Raw genomic sequence first — 14,478 nt, 5'->3', positions numbered from 1 at the left:
CCGCGGCACTAGGTGGCGCTCGGCGCATCGGCTTCGGCTTGCGCAGCCTTCGGCGTCATTTTCCGGAAGCCGCGTGTATTGTAGTACGTTGCAGTCAACCCGCTGACCAGGATCACGGCGATGCCGGTCCAGCCCATCCAGCTCAAGGTGTCCTTCCAGATCAGGATGCCCCAGAAGCTTGAAAAGATGATGCCGGTGTACTGCAGGTTGGCGGTGACCAGGGTGTTGCCAAGCCGGTAGGCGCGGGTCATGGCCATTTGCGCGATCGTGGCGCAGATGCCGCTGCCCAGGAGCAGGGCGATGCCGGTGCCGGTGTGGGCATGCCAGCCCGCCGTATCCGCGCCGGAGAAGTAAGGTCCTGCGAGGGCACCCAGGAAGCCGGCCACGATGCCCGTGGCGGAAAAATAAAAGACGACCCGATATTCCGGTTCACCCATGTGCCCCAGCTTCTTGACTTGAAGGTAGGCAAGCGCGGACAGCACGCCGGATCCCAGTCCCATCAATCCGCTCAGCCATTGGTCTGCATGAATCGCCGGGCGCAGCAGCAGCGTCACGCCAACGAAGCTCATCAGGATGGCGGCCGCGAGGCCCCACTCGAATTTCTTGTCCCCGCGCCATAGTCCCGCAGTGAACAGGAAGGCCGCGATCCAGATCGGCGCCATGTAATTGAGGGTGGTGGCGGTGGCCAGCGGCAGTTTGCCGATTGCGTAGAACCAGAGCCAGAGCGCAATCACGCCGACGGTGCCGCGCCACAGATGATGCCAGGGCAGGGAGGTCTTGAGCGTACCGCCCTGCAGCATGATCAGGATGAACAGGGAAAACACGCCGATCATGCCGCGGTACATCACGATTTCGGAGGTTGAATACAGGTCGGAAGCCAGTTTGACGCATACGCCCATGATGGCGAACATGAAGCTGGCAAAGAGCATCCAGAGGGACTGCATGGAATGACTGGGGTAGTAAGACTCAGCCGCGGATGATGCGTGGCGGTCGGATTGAGGAGGATTCAATTTGTGCTGCACCAAAAAAACGGCCGCCGAAATGATCCGGGCGGCCTTGTGATGGTCAATCTCGGAAACCGGTCTTAGACGGCAATGTGCTTGCGGTACCACTCATGGAAATGCTGCATGCCGTCTTCCATCGGCGACTGGTACGGGCCGACTTCGCTGGTGCCGCGCTCCATCAGGATGCGGCGGCCGGCATCCATGCGCAGTGCGATTTCATCGTCCTCGATGCAGGTTTCCATGTAGGCTTCGCGCTCGGCTTCGACGAATTCGCGCTCGAACAGCACGATTTCTTCTGGATAATAGAACTCGACCACATTCACGGTTTTCTGCGGACCTTTCGGCCACAGGGTGGATACCACCAGCACGTGCGGATACCACTCGACCATGATGTTCGGATAAAGCGTCAGCCAGATCGCGCCGTAGGGCGGCGGTTCCCCGTTGCGGAACTTCAGCACCTGTTCCTGCCAGCGCTTGTACTTCGGCGTGCCGGAGCGCGACAGCGCGTGGTTGACGCCGACAGTCTGCACGCTGTAGGTGTCGCCGAATTCCCAGCGCAGGTCGGAGCAGGTCACGAAGCTGCCCAGGCCCGGATGGAAGGGCTCGACGTGATAGTCTTCCAGATAGACTTCGATGAAGGTCTTCCAGTTGTAGTCGCATTCATGGACTTCGACGTGGTCCAGCATGTAGCCGCTGAAATCGAGGTCCCTGGTGACGCTCAGTTGCGCCATCTGCTGTGCGACATTCATGCCGTTCCGTTCGAACAGCAGGCCGTTCCAGCTTTGCAGTTGTGTCTTCGACAGGTTCATGCACGGCGTTTCGCCGAAATGCGGCGCGCCGATCAATTCACCTTTCAAGTCGTAAGTCCAGCGATGCAGCGGGCAGACGATGAGATCCGCGTTGCCGCGGCCGTCGAACATCTTCGCCTGGCGATGGCGGCAGACGTTGGACATCAGTTCAATGCCGTGCTTGTTGCGCACCAGCATGCGCCCTTCGTTTTCCCAGGCCAGCGTCGCATAGTCGCCGACATTCGGCACCATGAGTTCATGCCCGACATAGCGTGGCCCCTGCTGGAATAGTTGCTGGATTTCCTGCTTTAGTAATGCTTCGTCGAAGTAGACGTTGACAGGAAGTTGCGCGTCAGAACGCGCAAGTTTGGCGATTTGAGCCAGATCGGACATCCCCACCCCCAAATTAATTTGCACCAACCTAAGAGAGAAAGAATCCGCAAAAACCAGTATTCAAATAAGATGAAACGGAAATTTTGGACAGAACCTGTAATTATACCCGAGATGACAATTTCGGCCCTGCAAATCGTCAATGCACAAAAATTGGGCGTATAAACTTGTGATGAAACCTATAATGAAACTTGCAGTATTTTGTTGTACTCCTAGCTTGCAGAAGGTGCATGCATTCGCCTGAAACTTGGACCGGTCATTGTTTGCCAGGTTTTCAAGATGTTTTCGGCCTGTCGCCGAAGTGTAGGGGAGTTTCACAGTGGCCTTCTCGCCCGGAAATTTTGTGAGGCTCTGGCACTGCGGTGCAATTGCTGATTCTCAACCCAAGAGGGGCGTTTGCTCTAAAATACCGGGCTAAACTTTTTTTCTTCATCATGCCGAAAAACCCGATTTCCTCCAATCAGCCCGCATCCTTCGAAGAAGCCATGGCGGAGCTGGAGCAGTTGGTTGCCCAGATGGAGGCGGGAGATTTGCCGCTCGAAGCCTCGGTCGCTGCCTACAAGCGCGGCTCCGAACTGGTCAAGTTTTGTTCCGGGCAGCTTGACAAGGTGGCCAGCCAGGTCAAGGTGCTGGAAGGCGACATGCTCAAACCTTTCCCAGGCGACACCACGGACGAGGCGGACGAATGACCGGGACCCAGGATATCGGCGATTGGATGAAAGGCGTCCAGTCGAGGATGGAGCAGGCACTGGCGGCATACCTGCCGCCAGAGATCGAAGTGCCGGCACGATTGCATCAGGCGATGCGGTATGCGGCTCTGGACGGCGGCAAGCGCATCCGGCCGCTGCTCGCCTTTGCGGCAGGCGATCTGTTTCATGCAAATGCGGAAGCGCTGGCGCGCGTGGCGGCCGCGGTCGAGATGATCCATGTGTATTCGCTGGTGCATGACGACATGCCTTGCATGGATGATGATGAACTGCGGCGCGGCAAGCCGACTGTGCATGTGAAGTTCGACGAAGCCACCGCGCTACTCGTGGGCGATGCGCTGCAGGCGCAGGCCTTTCTGGTGCTATCGGAGCTTGGTGAAGCCATGAGTGATGGCGATGCCGCCCGCCGCAGCCTGGCAATGATCAGGGTGCTGGCACATGCGGCAGGCTCTTGCGGCATGTGCGGCGGTCAGGCAATCGATCTGGAAAGCGTTGGCATTACATTGTCGCTGGCGGAGCTGGAGCAAATGCATCGCCTGAAAACCGGCGCCTTGCTGCGGGCTTCGGTGCTGCTGGGGGCTCTGGCCGGCAAGGCCTTGACGGCAGCGGAGACGGCAGCGCTCGATGCTTATGCCGGTGCCATCGGCCTCGCCTTCCAGGTGGTGGATGACGTGCTCGACGCCACCGCCGATTCCGCAACGCTGGGCAAGACTGCCGGCAAGGATGCGGCGGCCAACAAGCCGACCTATGTGTCGATTCTCGGCCTGGAAGAATCGCGGGTACTGGCGGAAAAGCTGCGCAATGACGCGCATGCAGCGCTTGCTCCGTTCGGCGACGGCGCACGGCGCCTGCGCGAACTTGCTGATTTGATCGTGCAGCGTAAAGCATAGACTGGTATAGGCCTTATGGAATTGCTCAAACAGATTGATGGACCTGCGGATTTACGCAAACTTCCGCGCACGCAGCTGATACCGCTGGCCGACGAGCTGAGGGCCTTCGTGCTCGATTCGGTATCGAAGACCGGCGGCCACCTCTCGTCCAATCTCGGCACGGTCGAACTGACGATCGCCTTGCACTACGTATTCAACACGCCGGAAGACCGCATCGTGTGGGATGTCGGCCACCAGACCTATCCGCACAAGATCCTGACCGGACGTCGCGACCGGATGGGCACGCTGCGCCAGCTGAACGGCATCTCCGGCTTCCCACGCCGGGTGGAGAGCGAATACGACACTTTCGGGACGGCGCATTCCTCGACCTCGATTTCCGCGGCGCTCGGCATGGCGCTGGCAGCGAAGACGAAAGGCGAGAATCGTCATTCGATCGCGGTGATCGGCGACGGCGCGATGACTGCGGGCATGGCCTTCGAAGCCTTGAACAATGCCGGGGTGTATGACGACATCAACCTGCTGGTGATCCTGAACGACAACGACATGTCGATTTCACCCCCGGTGGGTGCGCTCAACCGCTATCTGGCGCGCCTGATGTCGGGCAAGTTCTACGCGGCGGCGAAGAATGTCGGCAAGTCGGTCCTGCCCGGACCGATGCTGGAACTCGCCAAGCGTATCGAGGAACATGCGAAAGGCATGGTGGTGCCTGCCACCATGTTCGAGGAATTCGGATTCAACTACATCGGCCCCATCGACGGCCACGACCTCGATTCCCTGATCCCGACGCTGCAAAACCTGAAGCATTTGAAAGGCCCGCAGTTCCTGCATGTGGTGACCAGGAAGGGGCAGGGCTACAAGCTGGCCGAAGCCGACCCGGTGCTATACCACGGCCCGGGCAAGTTCAATCCGGCCGAAGGCATCAAGCCTGCTGCCAGCAGCAAGCTCACCTATACTCAAGTATTCGGTGACTGGCTGTGCGACATGGCGGCGCAGGACAAGCGCCTGATCGGCATTACGCCGGCCATGCGCGAAGGTTCCGGCCTGGTGCAGTTCGAGCAGCGCTTCCCCGACCGCTACTATGACGTCGGCATCGCCGAGCAGCATGCGGTCACGTTTGCCGCCGGTCTCGCCTGCGAAGGCTTGAAGCCGGTCGTGGCGATCTATTCCACCTTCCTGCAGCGCGCGTACGACCAATTGATCCATGACGTCGCGCTGCAAAACCTGGACGTGACTTTCGCCCTCGACCGCGCCGGCCTGGTCGGTGCCGACGGCGCGACTCATGCCGGCAACTATGACATTGCCTACCTGCGTTGCATCCCGAACATGGTGGTGATGGCGGCTTCTGATGAAAACGAGTGCCGCCAGATGCTGTCGACTGCCTTCCATTATTCCGGTCCGGCCGCGGTGCGCTATCCGCGTGGCGCCGGCATCGGCGCGGCAGTAGACAAGGAGTTGAGCACGCTGCCAATCGGCAAGGGCGAGATCCGGCGCGAAGGCAAGAACATTGCCATCCTGGCTTTCGGCACAATGGTCGCTCCCAGCCTGGCGGCGGCCGACGAACTGGATGCCACGGTTGCCAACATGCGCTTCGTCAAGCCGCTCGATGTCGAGCTGGTGAAGCAATTGGCCCAATCCCACGATGCCCTGGTGACGGTGGAAGAGGGTTGCATCATGGGCGGTGCAGGTTCAGCAGTGGCGGAAGCACTGGCGGCGGCCGGCGTCGTGAAACCGGTATTGCATCTCGGCCTGCCGGACAAGTTCATCGACCATGGCGACGCCCAGCAATTGCTTGCGACCTGCGGCCTGGATGGCAAGGGCATTGCTGCATCGATCAGGAGGCGTTTCGGCAAGAACGAGCCGCGCCTGGTTGTCAACAATCAGGAAACTATCCTGAGAAAGTAAAAATGCGGGCCGGCGGCTATCGCCGGTGTCCGGCCTGAGAGGAGCGGACCGCGCCAGCGGCATCAACCGCTCCTGTCTCATCCATCCCGTTTCCTGTCCTTTTCCCACAGCACATCTCCTCTGCCGGCATGCCGGTTAAGAACCCGCGACAGCACGAACAGCAGGTCGGACAGGCGGTTCAGATATTGGCGCGGCGGATCGTTCAGCGCTTCATGATTGCCGAGGCTGACGAGCGAGCGTTCCGCGCGGCGGCAGACCGTGCGGCAGACATGCGCAAGCGAAGCGGCTCGCGACCCGCCCGGCAGGATGAAATCCTTCAAGGGCGGCAAGTCCGCATTGTATTTCTGCAGCAGTCCGTCGAGGCGGGTCACATGCGTTTCGCCAAGCATGGCATAACCCGGAATGCACAGTTCGCCGCCCAGGTCGAACAAGTCATGCTGGATCGAGATCAGCTCCTCCGCCATTGCCTGCGGCAAGTCTTCGCACAGCAGCAGGCCGAGATGAGAATTCAATTCATCCACGTCACCGATCGCCTGGATCCTCAGGCTGTCCTTGGTCGTGCGGCTGCCGTCGCCCAGTCCGGTCGTGCCATTGTCGCCGGTACGGGTGGCGATCTTGGAGAGTCGGTTGCCCATGTCTGATTTCCGCGGAATTGGTTGAAGACGAAGCGAGGATAAGGCAAAACCCTCCTCTTTGCTAAATGTCATGCTCAGCCATGCCGCCATGCACGTGCAGGGAGTAGAATCGGCTGCAAAGGAGACGCCCATGAACCATCCCGCCCAACTACTTGCCCTGCGAAAGCCGCTTCCCGAAACCCTGCTGGCAGCGCTGCAATCTCTGTTCGACGACCGCCTGTCAATCGCCCAGGCAATGCGCGACCAGCACGGCCGAGACGAATCTTCCTACGACCCGATGCCGCCGGATGCGGTCGTGTTCGCCCAGACTACGGAAGAAGTCGCAGAAGCCGTGCGGCTCTGCGCCAGCCATGAGATTCCGGTGATTCCCTATGGCGCCGGGACTTCGCTGGAAGGCCATGTGCTGGCATTGCAGGGCGGGGTATGCATCGATCTGTCGCAGATGAACAATGTGATCGCAGTCGATGCCGACGACTTGACGGCCACGGTGCAGGCCGGCGTGACGCGCATGCAACTGAACCGCGAGCTCCACGACACCGGCCTGTTCTTCCCGATCGATCCGGGCGCCGATGCTTCGCTTGGCGGCATGGCGGCGACGCGCGCCTCCGGCACCAACGCGGTGCGCTACGGCACCATGCGCGAAAACGTCCTGGCGCTGACCGTGGTCACTGCCGATGGCCGCATCGTCAAGACCGGCACGCGCGCCAAGAAATCGTCTGCCGGCTATGACCTGACGCGCATCTTCGTCGGCAGCGAGGGCACGCTCGGCATCATCACCGAAGTGACGGTCAAGCTGTATCCGCAGCCGGAAGCCGTCTCGGCAGCAGTGTGCTCCTTCTCCTCGACGGCGGATGCGGTCAATACCGTGATCAGGACGATGCAGATGGGCGTGCCGATTGCGCGCGTGGAATTTCTCGATGAAAACGGCGTGCGGGCGATCAATGCCCATGACAAGCTGAACCTGCCGGAAAAGCCGCTGCTGCTGTGCGAATTCCATGGCAGCGAAAGCGGCGTGCAGGAACAGGCGCAGGTCGTGCAGGAAATCGCCGCCGAGTACCATGCCACCGGTTTCGAATGGGCGACCCGGCCGGAGGACCGCTCGCGCCTGTGGAAGGCGCGCCATCATGCCTACTTTGCGATGTTGCAGATGCGGCCCGGCGCGCGGGCAATCTCCACTGACTGCTGCGTGCCGATTTCGCGGCTGGCGGAATGCATACTCGACACCCAGGCCGATTGCGAGAAGAGCGGCATGATCTATTCCATCATCGGCCATGTCGGTGACGGCAATTTCCATGTGCTGCTCATGGTCGATCCGCACGATCCTGCCGATCTGGCAAGAGCGGAAGGCGTAAATGCACGGATGGTCGCACGGGCAATCTCGATGGATGGCACTTGCACCGGCGAGCATGGCGTCGGCCTGCACAAGATCGATTTCCTGGTCCAGGAACATGGCGAAGCCGCGATCGACACCATGCGCACCCTCAAGCATGCTTTCGATCCGAAGAACATCATGAATCCCGGTAAAATTATTCGCTGGTAAGAGATCTGTTCGAAGTCTTTCAGAACAGCTTGCCAGCACGAGGATTAGTTTCTTATGGCCACACGCCTGCCACCGGTTCATGCCCTGTCCGCTTTCGAGGCAGCAGCCCGCCACGGCTCTTTCGCAGTTGCAGCAGAAGAGTTGTGCATTACCCCTTCGGCGCTTTCGCACCGCATTCGTCTGCTGGAAGAATACGTCGGCGAGCGCCTGTTCATCCGCGACGGGCGTACAGTCAGCCTGTCGGAATTCGGTCGCCGCTACCTCGAGGTGGTGCGTGGCGCCTTGCGGGCGCTGAGCGATTTCCCGATGCCGCACAAGAGCACGCCGGCGCAGCCACGGGTGAAGGTCACTGTGCCTCCGACCTTCGCCCGCTGCATGCTGGTGCCGCGCCTGCATGAATTCACCAGCCGTCACCCGGACATCGTCATCGAATTGTTCCTCTCGGTTCCGCTGTATGACCTGAGTCTTGCCGAAAGCGATGTGGAAGTGCGTTTTGGTATCGGGAAATATCCGGATCTGGTCACTGAAAAGCTGTTTGACGAACCGACATTTCCCGCAGCCAGCCCGGCATATCTGGAAAAGATTGGCCCGATCAACACTCCGGCGGACTTGCAAAGGGCAACCCTGCTGCGGTCCGCACTCGAACCCTGGCAGCCCTGGTTCGAAGTGGCTGGCCTCGATTGGCCGGAACCATCCACCGGCCTGCGCCTAGACGATCTCGGCCTGCTGATGGAAGCCATTCGCCAGGGATACGGAGTGGGTCTGGCAAGATCGCACTTCGCGCAGCATTTGATCGACAGCGGCGAGATCGTGCAACTCTTCGATATTTGTTTGGCCACACCGCCGCACGGCTACTACATGGTGCACGAGTATGCGGCCCGTGATCGGCCCGCCACGGCCCTTTTCATCGACTGGCTGCTGGAGGTCTTCGGCAATAGATGAACTTCGCTGCCTGCCTCAGTGCGGCAGCAGTTCGGCCAAAGGCTTCGCCGGAATCTTCTCGATGGCGAACATGCCGGCGTGAAAATATTTCACGTTTGCAGATGCACATTTTTGGTTCGCCGGAGCCTACAATTCCCTTATTCTGCATGAGTTTCCGTTCTCCATTGCCATGTCGGCATGGCGCAAGCATTGAGTCCCCAGAGGCTGCTTATGAATGCCCCCGTAGAAAACCGATTTACCCTGGAGCGTCAGCGCCAAGTGGTTGCCGCCTTGCGGCAGCTCCTGCCCGAAGGCAGCGTCCTCTTTAACGAGGAAGATACGCGCCCCTATGAATGCGACGGTCTGGCGGCCTACCGCCAGCTGCCGATGGTGGTGGTGTTGCCTTCGAACGAGCAGCAGGTCGTCGCCATCCTGAAAACCTGCCGCGAGCTGCAGGTGCCGATCGTGCCGCGCGGTGCAGGTACCGGCCTGTCCGGCGGCGCGATGCCGATTGCCGATGGCGTGGTGCTGTCGACCGCCAGATTCAACCGGATTCTGAAGCTCGACCCGTATTCACGCACCGCGGTAGTTCAGCCCGGCGTGCGCAACCTCGCCATCTCCGAGGCCGCGGCGCCGCACGGTCTGTATTACGCGCCCGATCCTTCCTCGCAGATCGCCTGCAGCATCGGCGGCAACGTCGCGGAAAATTCCGGCGGCGTGCACTGCCTGAAATATGGCCTGACCGTGCACAACGTGCTGCGGGTGCGGATGGTGACCTCGGAAGGCGAGATCGTCGAACTCGGCAGCGAGGCGCTCGACGCGGCCGGACTGGATCTGCTGGCAGTGTTCATTGGTTCCGAAGGTATGCTCGGCGTGGTGACGGAAGTGACGGTCAAGCTAGTGCCCAAGCCGCAGCTGGCGCGCGTGATCATGGCCAGCTTCGACGATGTGGTCAAAGGCGGGAATGCGGTTGCGAACGTGATCGCCGCCGGCATCATCCCGGCCGGGCTGGAGATGATGGACAAGACTTCCTCGCGCATGGTGGAACCTTTCGTGAAGGCCGGCTACGATACCGATGCCGAAGCGATCCTGCTGTGCGAATCCGACGGTACGCCGGAAGAAGTTGAAGAGGAAATCGCGCGCATGACCGACGTGCTGCAGGCTTCGGGCGCGACCGCGATCGCGGTGTCGCAGAATGAAGTCGAGCGCCTGAAATTCTGGTCGGGCCGGAAGAATGCCTTCCCGGCAGCCGGCCGCATTTCGCCCGACTACTATTGCATGGACGGCACGATCCCCCGCAAGCGGCTGGCGGACGTGCTGACCCGCATCACGGAGATGGAAAGCAAGTACGGCTTGCGCTGCGCGAACGTGTTCCATGCGGGCGACGGTAACCTGCATCCGCTGATCCTGTTCGATGCCAACCAGGAAGGCGAATTTCATCGTGCCGAATTGTTCGGCGCCGAAATCCTCGAACTGTGCGTCGAAGTCGGCGGCACCATCACCGGCGAACACGGCGTGGGCATCGAAAAGATCAACTCGATGTGCGTGCAATTCTCGCCGCTCGAGCGCGACGCGTTCTTTGCGGTCAAGCGTGCATTCGACACCGCATTCGTGCTCAACCCCGACAAGGCCATCCCCACCCTGCATCGCTGCGCCGAGTACGGCAAGATGCATATCAAGCGCGGGCAGATGAAGTTCGCGGATCTACCACGGTTTTGAACATGGAACAGGCATTGCGACAATTCAAGGACCGCATCCTAGCGGCGAGCGTCGACAAGACGCCCCTGCGCATCCGCGGTGGTGGCACCAAGGACTGGTATGGCCAGTCCCTGCAAGGGAATGTGCTGGATACGGCAAGCTACAGCGGCATCGTCGCCTACGATCCGACCGAGCTGGTGATCACCGCGCGCAGCGGCACGCCGCTGGCCGAGATCGAGGTGACGCTGGCGCAGCACAATCAGATGCTGGCTTTCGAACCGCCGCGTTTCGGCGCGGCTTCCACCATCGGCGGCGTGGTTGCTGCCGGTCTGTCCGGCCCGCGCCGGCAGGCAGCGGGGGCAGTGCGCGACTTCGTGCTCGGCGCTGTCCTGATGAACGACAAGGGCGAAGTGCTGCATTTCGGCGGGCAGGTGATGAAGAATGTCGCCGGCTATGACGTGTCGCGCCTCCTGGCGGGATCGCTCGGCATGCTCGGCCTGATCCTGGAAGTGTCGCTGAAGGTGCTGCCCAAGCCCTTCGCCGAATCCACGCTGCGCTTCACCATGGGCAAGACCGATGCGATTCGCCAGCTGAACCAGTGGGGCGGCCAGCCCTTGCCGATTTCGGCCAGCGCCTGGCACGGCGGCCACCTGATCGTGCGCCTGTCCGGTTCCGAAGCGGCGCTGAAAGCCGCGAAGCAGAAGATGGGCGGCGAAGAAATTACACAAGCCGAACCGCTGTGGGCCGGCCTGCGCGACCAGAGCAATGATTACTTCACCAGCCTGGGCGAGGGCAGCAGCCTGTGGCGGCTGTCGGTGCCTTCCACCTTGCCGCCGCTGGCCTTGCCGGGCGAGCAGCTGATCGAGTGGGGCGGCGCCCAGCGCTGGCTGAAAACCGAGGTGGATGCAGCCGCGGTCCGCAAGGCTGCACAGGATGTCGGCGGACACGCTACCTTGTTCCATGGCGGCGACAAGAGCGTTGGCGTCTTCCATCCGCTCGCGCCCGCCGTCGCCAAAATTCATCGCAACTTGAAGAAGGCATTTGATTCGGCCGGCATTTTCAATCCGGGCCGGATGTACCAAGATTTTTAACCATGCAAACCAATCTGGCTGATTTCATCAAGGACACCCGCGAAGGCAAGGAAGCGGATGTCATCCTGCGCAAGTGCGTGCATTGCGGCTTTTGCACTGCGACCTGTCCCACCTACCAATTGCTCGGCGACGAACTCGACGGACCACGTGGACGCATTTACCTGATGAAGCAGGTCCTGGAAGGCAAGCCGGCCACCGAAAAGACCCAGCTGCATCTGGATCGCTGCCTGACTTGCCGCAATTGCGAATCGACCTGTCCTTCCGGCGTGCAATACGGCCGCCTGGTCGACATCGGACGCAAGATCGTCGAGGATCAGGTGCCGCGGCCCCTGTCGCAGCGCATCTCGCGCACCGTGCTGAAGGAAGCGCTGCCGCGCAAGTGGCTGTTCTCTCCCGCGATGAAAGTGGGACAGGCGGTGCGTCCGCTGTTGCCGCAAGCCCTGCGCAACAAGGTGCCGGCAAGACAGCAGGCGGGCAAGTGGCCGCGCACCGAACATGCGCGCAAGATGCTGCTGCTGGACGGCTGCGTACAGCCATCGATGGCGCCGAACATCAATACCGCCACGGCACGCGTACTCGATGCGCTCGGCGTGCAACTGGTGGTCGCGCCCAAGGCGGGCTGCTGCGGCGGGATCCGCTATCACATGAACGACCACGCGGGCGGCCTGGAAGACATGCGCCGCAATATCGATGCATGGTGGCCGCATGTCGAAGCCGGAGCGGAAGCGATCGTGATGACCGCCTCCGGCTGCGGTGTGATGGTGAAGGATTACGGCCATCTGCTGGCGGACGACCCCCACTACGCCGAAAAGGCAAAGCGCATTTCGGCGCTGACGAAGGACTTGAGCGAAATCCTGCCCGCATTTGAAAGCGAACTGCTGCGCAAGCTCGACGGGAAAGTGACCAGGCGCGTAGCCTATCATCCGCCCTGCACGCTGCAGCATGGCCAGCAGATCCGCGGCAAGGTCGAAGGCTTGCTGCGCGCAATCGGCGTCGATGTGCAACTGTGCGCCGACAGCCACCTGTGCTGTGGCTCGGCCGGAACCTATTCGGTGCTGCAACCGGCATTGGCTTACCAGCTGCGCGACAACAAGCTGGCCAACCTGGAGGCGGGCAATCCGGAAATGATCGTGTCCGCGAACATCGGTTGCCTGACGCATTTGCAATCGGGTACCGAAACGCCGGTCCGGCACTGGATCGAGTTGGTGGACAGCGCGCTGGCAGCTGCCTGATCCGGGTTGTTCCCTTCGCCGCGCCGCCTGCAAGCGGCGGGGATGGTTGCGGTGCAAAGCAATGCTTTGCACCGCAACTATTTCACGGTATTAAAATCGCATGATCTCCCTCATGCGCATGCAAATGCCAAAACCATGATCAATACCTTCGCCACCCTGCTCATATTCCAGACCTTGGGCGAGAGTCTGGCCTATGCACTTTCGCTGCCTATCCCCGGCCCGGTGATCGGCATGCTGCTGCTGTTCTGCTATCTGCTGGTGAAACGTGGCGCGGCGGAAAAGCTGGCGCCCACTACGGTCGAATTCCTCAAGCACCTGTCACTGCTGTTCGTGCCCGCCGGCGTGGGCATCATGGTGCATGCACACCGCGTCGCGACCGAATGGCTGCCGATCGCGGCAGCACTCCTCATCAGCACCATGGTGTCGCTGGTGGTGACCGCTTACGTCTTGCGCTGGTTGCAGAAATGACGTCCGGCCTCAACCAGATCTGGGTTTATCTTGCGACTTCGCCCTTGCTGTGGCTGACCGCCACGCTCGTGGCATATCAGCTGGCGTATTCGCTTTATGCGCGCAGCAAGTTCAATCCCCTGGTCAACCCGGTTGCGATCGCCATCGCGATCCTGGTCCTGATCCTGGTGCTCACGGACACGCCCTACCGGACCTATTTCGACGGCGCACAATTCGTGCACTTCCTGCTCGGGCCGGCGACGGTCGCGCTGGCGATTCCGCTCTATCAGCAGATCGACAAGCTCAGGCGCAACTGGTTCGCCTTGCTGGCCAGCGCGCTGGCAGGTTGTGCGGCTGCGATCGCGTCGGCCATGGGTGTGGCATGGGCGCTGGGCGCCTCGCCGGCGACCGTTCTGTCGATCGCACCCAAATCCGTCACCATGCCGATTGCGATGGGCATCGCCGAGAAGGTGGGTGGCCTGCCTTCGCTGACGGCAGTGCTGGTCATGCTGACGGGCGTGCTGGGAGCGGCCACTGCCCGCTATCTCTTCAATTTCCTCAAGATCGAGAACCATGCCGTGCGCGGCTTTGCGCTCGGCGTGACTTCGCATGGCATCGGCACTGCGCGCGCGTTCCAGGTGAGCGAGGAAATGGGCGCGTTCGCCGGACTGGCGATGGGGATTTCAGGCGTCTTGACCGCGGTATTGCTGCCGCTGTTATTGAAGCTGTTTGGGGTGTTTTAGCATCCATCCCGGGCGAGTGTCCGCGACAGCATAGTCATCGGGACGGTTGCCTGATGCCCGTTGCCCGGCTGCGTAAGCAGGTCGGATTGAATGCCTTCAAGCTTCTTCATTCTTCAGGACAGGCGTCAGTGTGCCGTGCCCGCGAGATTAAGGAGCAGCACGCCGACGAGAATGGCGATCAATCCGGCGATCTTGTACAGGCTGACCGATTCACCAAGGAAAACCACTCCGATCAGGGCGATGATCGCCAGCCCTGCGCCGCTCCAGATCGCATAGACAATCCCCACTTCCAGCGTCTTAAGCACCTGGGACAGCAGGTAAAAGGAAATTATGTAACCTGCGACCACCAGCGAGGAGGGGCCGAGCCTGGTGAAGCCGTCTGAGAATTTCAGGGCGGTGGTGGCGCAGAGCTCCGCGGCGATGGCGACGGTCAACATTAGCCAAGGGTTCATCGAATCATCCTGTCTGGTCAAACATGCGGCATTCCTTT

General features: G+C 60.9%; 14 protein-coding genes. 10 read left to right on the top strand and 4 right to left on the bottom strand.

All coding sequences use genetic code 11. The features are described from left to right. Positions 1–8: 8 nt before the first annotated feature. A complete protein-coding gene (locus tag HGHM_RS20300; RefSeq protein ID WP_081583505.1) occupies positions 9–944 on the bottom strand; it encodes a DMT family transporter in 936 nt (311 codons plus the stop codon). A 140-nt stretch (positions 945–1,084) separates the two neighbouring features. Then, positions 1,085–2,185: an aromatic ring-hydroxylating oxygenase subunit alpha gene (locus HGHM_RS00420; RefSeq protein WP_019139525.1), complete on the bottom strand. Its 1,101-nt coding sequence runs from the start codon at positions 2,183–2,185 to the stop codon at positions 1,085–1,087. A 431-nt stretch (positions 2,186–2,616) separates the two neighbouring features. On the opposite strand from HGHM_RS00420, the gene HGHM_RS00415 reads away from it, so the two are divergent. The 3 genes from HGHM_RS00415 to dxs are packed head-to-tail and all read left to right on the top strand — an operon-like array spanning position 2,617 to position 5,681. Beyond that, positions 2,617–2,871: an exodeoxyribonuclease VII small subunit gene (locus tag HGHM_RS00415; RefSeq protein WP_019139524.1), complete on the top strand. Its 255-nt coding sequence runs from the start codon at positions 2,617–2,619 to the stop codon at positions 2,869–2,871. Beyond that, a complete protein-coding gene (locus tag HGHM_RS00410; RefSeq protein WP_019139523.1) occupies positions 2,868–3,779 on the top strand; it encodes a polyprenyl synthetase family protein in 912 nt (303 codons plus the stop codon). Before HGHM_RS00415 ends, HGHM_RS00410 begins: the two co-directional genes overlap by 4 nt. A gap of 15 nt (positions 3,780–3,794) precedes the next feature. Beyond that, positions 3,795–5,681: a 1-deoxy-D-xylulose-5-phosphate synthase gene (dxs, locus tag HGHM_RS00405; RefSeq protein WP_019139522.1), complete on the top strand. Its 1,887-nt coding sequence runs from the start codon at positions 3,795–3,797 to the stop codon at positions 5,679–5,681. 77 nt (positions 5,682–5,758) lie between these two features. Here the strand turns inward: dxs and HGHM_RS00400 are convergent, their stop codons facing one another. After that, positions 5,759–6,316 carry a cob(I)yrinic acid a,c-diamide adenosyltransferase gene (locus tag HGHM_RS00400; RefSeq protein WP_019139521.1) on the bottom strand — a complete coding sequence of 186 codons (558 nt, stop codon included), beginning with the start codon at positions 6,314–6,316 and terminating at the stop codon, positions 5,759–5,761. Between the two features lie 130 nt (positions 6,317–6,446). Here HGHM_RS00400 and HGHM_RS00395 point away from each other — a divergent pair, with 130 nt between their 5' ends. The 7 genes from HGHM_RS00395 to HGHM_RS00365 all read left to right on the top strand — a co-directional run bounded on the left by HGHM_RS00395 (position 6,447) and on the right by HGHM_RS00365 (position 13,988). After that, on the top strand, positions 6,447–7,856 hold the full coding sequence (locus HGHM_RS00395) for an FAD-binding oxidoreductase (RefSeq protein WP_026075563.1): 1,410 nt from the start codon (positions 6,447–6,449) through the stop codon (positions 7,854–7,856). Positions 7,857–7,910: 54 nt separating this feature from the next. Beyond that, positions 7,911–8,798, top strand: a complete 888-nt coding sequence (locus HGHM_RS00390) for a LysR substrate-binding domain-containing protein (RefSeq protein WP_019139519.1) — start codon at positions 7,911–7,913, stop codon at positions 8,796–8,798. A 210-nt stretch (positions 8,799–9,008) separates the two neighbouring features. Then, complete coding sequence (locus tag HGHM_RS00385; RefSeq protein ID WP_019139518.1) at positions 9,009–10,496, top strand: FAD-linked oxidase C-terminal domain-containing protein; 1,488 nt, start codon at positions 9,009–9,011, stop codon at positions 10,494–10,496. A 2-nt stretch (positions 10,497–10,498) separates the two neighbouring features. Next, positions 10,499–11,566: a glycolate oxidase subunit GlcE gene (glcE, locus tag HGHM_RS00380; RefSeq protein ID WP_019139517.1), complete on the top strand. Its 1,068-nt coding sequence runs from the start codon at positions 10,499–10,501 to the stop codon at positions 11,564–11,566. Between the two features lie 2 nt (positions 11,567–11,568). Beyond that, positions 11,569–12,798: a glycolate oxidase subunit GlcF gene (gene glcF / locus HGHM_RS00375; protein ID WP_019139516.1), complete on the top strand. Its 1,230-nt coding sequence runs from the start codon at positions 11,569–11,571 to the stop codon at positions 12,796–12,798. A 135-nt stretch (positions 12,799–12,933) separates the two neighbouring features. After that, complete coding sequence (locus HGHM_RS00370) at positions 12,934–13,266, top strand: CidA/LrgA family protein (protein WP_026075562.1); 333 nt, start codon at positions 12,934–12,936, stop codon at positions 13,264–13,266. Next, entirely contained in the window at positions 13,263–13,988 is a 726-nt protein-coding gene (locus tag HGHM_RS00365) for an LrgB family protein (protein ID WP_019139514.1), read from the top strand. The genes HGHM_RS00370 and HGHM_RS00365 overlap by 4 nt, the downstream gene beginning before the upstream one ends. Positions 13,989–14,113: 125 nt before the next feature. Here HGHM_RS00365 and HGHM_RS00355 read toward each other — a convergent pair whose 3' ends face one another. Continuing rightward, entirely contained in the window at positions 14,114–14,440 is a 327-nt protein-coding gene (locus HGHM_RS00355) for a DMT family transporter (RefSeq protein WP_026075561.1), read from the bottom strand. Positions 14,441–14,478: the final 38 nt, after the last annotated feature.

The sequence above is a fragment of the Noviherbaspirillum massiliense JC206 genome (assembly GCF_000312045.1).
Lineage (GTDB): Bacteria > Pseudomonadota > Gammaproteobacteria > Burkholderiales > Burkholderiaceae_D > Noviherbaspirillum > Noviherbaspirillum massiliense.
This window is presented reverse-complemented; position numbering and strand designations above follow the sequence as displayed.

What these genes read in the sequence shown, in the direction of transcription:
- HGHM_RS00365 (WP_019139514.1), top strand. Translation starts at nt 13,263, where the DNA reads ATGACGTCCGGCCTCAACCAGATCTGGGTTTATCTTGCGACTTCGCCC.
- HGHM_RS20300 (WP_081583505.1), bottom strand. Translation starts at nt 944, where the DNA reads ATGCAGTCCCTCTGGATGCTCTTTGCCAGCTTCATGTTCGCCATCATG.
- HGHM_RS00390 (WP_019139519.1), top strand. Translation starts at nt 7,911, where the DNA reads ATGGCCACACGCCTGCCACCGGTTCATGCCCTGTCCGCTTTCGAGGCA.
- HGHM_RS00420 (WP_019139525.1), bottom strand. Translation starts at nt 2,185, where the DNA reads ATGTCCGATCTGGCTCAAATCGCCAAACTTGCGCGTTCTGACGCGCAA.
- HGHM_RS00385 (WP_019139518.1), top strand. Translation starts at nt 9,009, where the DNA reads ATGAATGCCCCCGTAGAAAACCGATTTACCCTGGAGCGTCAGCGCCAA.
- glcE (WP_019139517.1), top strand. Translation starts at nt 10,499, where the DNA reads ATGGAACAGGCATTGCGACAATTCAAGGACCGCATCCTAGCGGCGAGC.
- glcF (WP_019139516.1), top strand. Translation starts at nt 11,569, where the DNA reads ATGCAAACCAATCTGGCTGATTTCATCAAGGACACCCGCGAAGGCAAG.
- HGHM_RS00355 (WP_026075561.1), bottom strand. Translation starts at nt 14,440, where the DNA reads ATGAACCCTTGGCTAATGTTGACCGTCGCCATCGCCGCGGAGCTCTGC.
- HGHM_RS00410 (WP_019139523.1), top strand. Translation starts at nt 2,868, where the DNA reads ATGACCGGGACCCAGGATATCGGCGATTGGATGAAAGGCGTCCAGTCG.
- HGHM_RS00400 (WP_019139521.1), bottom strand. Translation starts at nt 6,316, where the DNA reads ATGGGCAACCGACTCTCCAAGATCGCCACCCGTACCGGCGACAATGGC.
- HGHM_RS00395 (WP_026075563.1), top strand. Translation starts at nt 6,447, where the DNA reads ATGAACCATCCCGCCCAACTACTTGCCCTGCGAAAGCCGCTTCCCGAA.
- HGHM_RS00370 (WP_026075562.1), top strand. Translation starts at nt 12,934, where the DNA reads ATGATCAATACCTTCGCCACCCTGCTCATATTCCAGACCTTGGGCGAG.
- dxs (WP_019139522.1), top strand. Translation starts at nt 3,795, where the DNA reads ATGGAATTGCTCAAACAGATTGATGGACCTGCGGATTTACGCAAACTT.
- HGHM_RS00415 (WP_019139524.1), top strand. Translation starts at nt 2,617, where the DNA reads ATGCCGAAAAACCCGATTTCCTCCAATCAGCCCGCATCCTTCGAAGAA.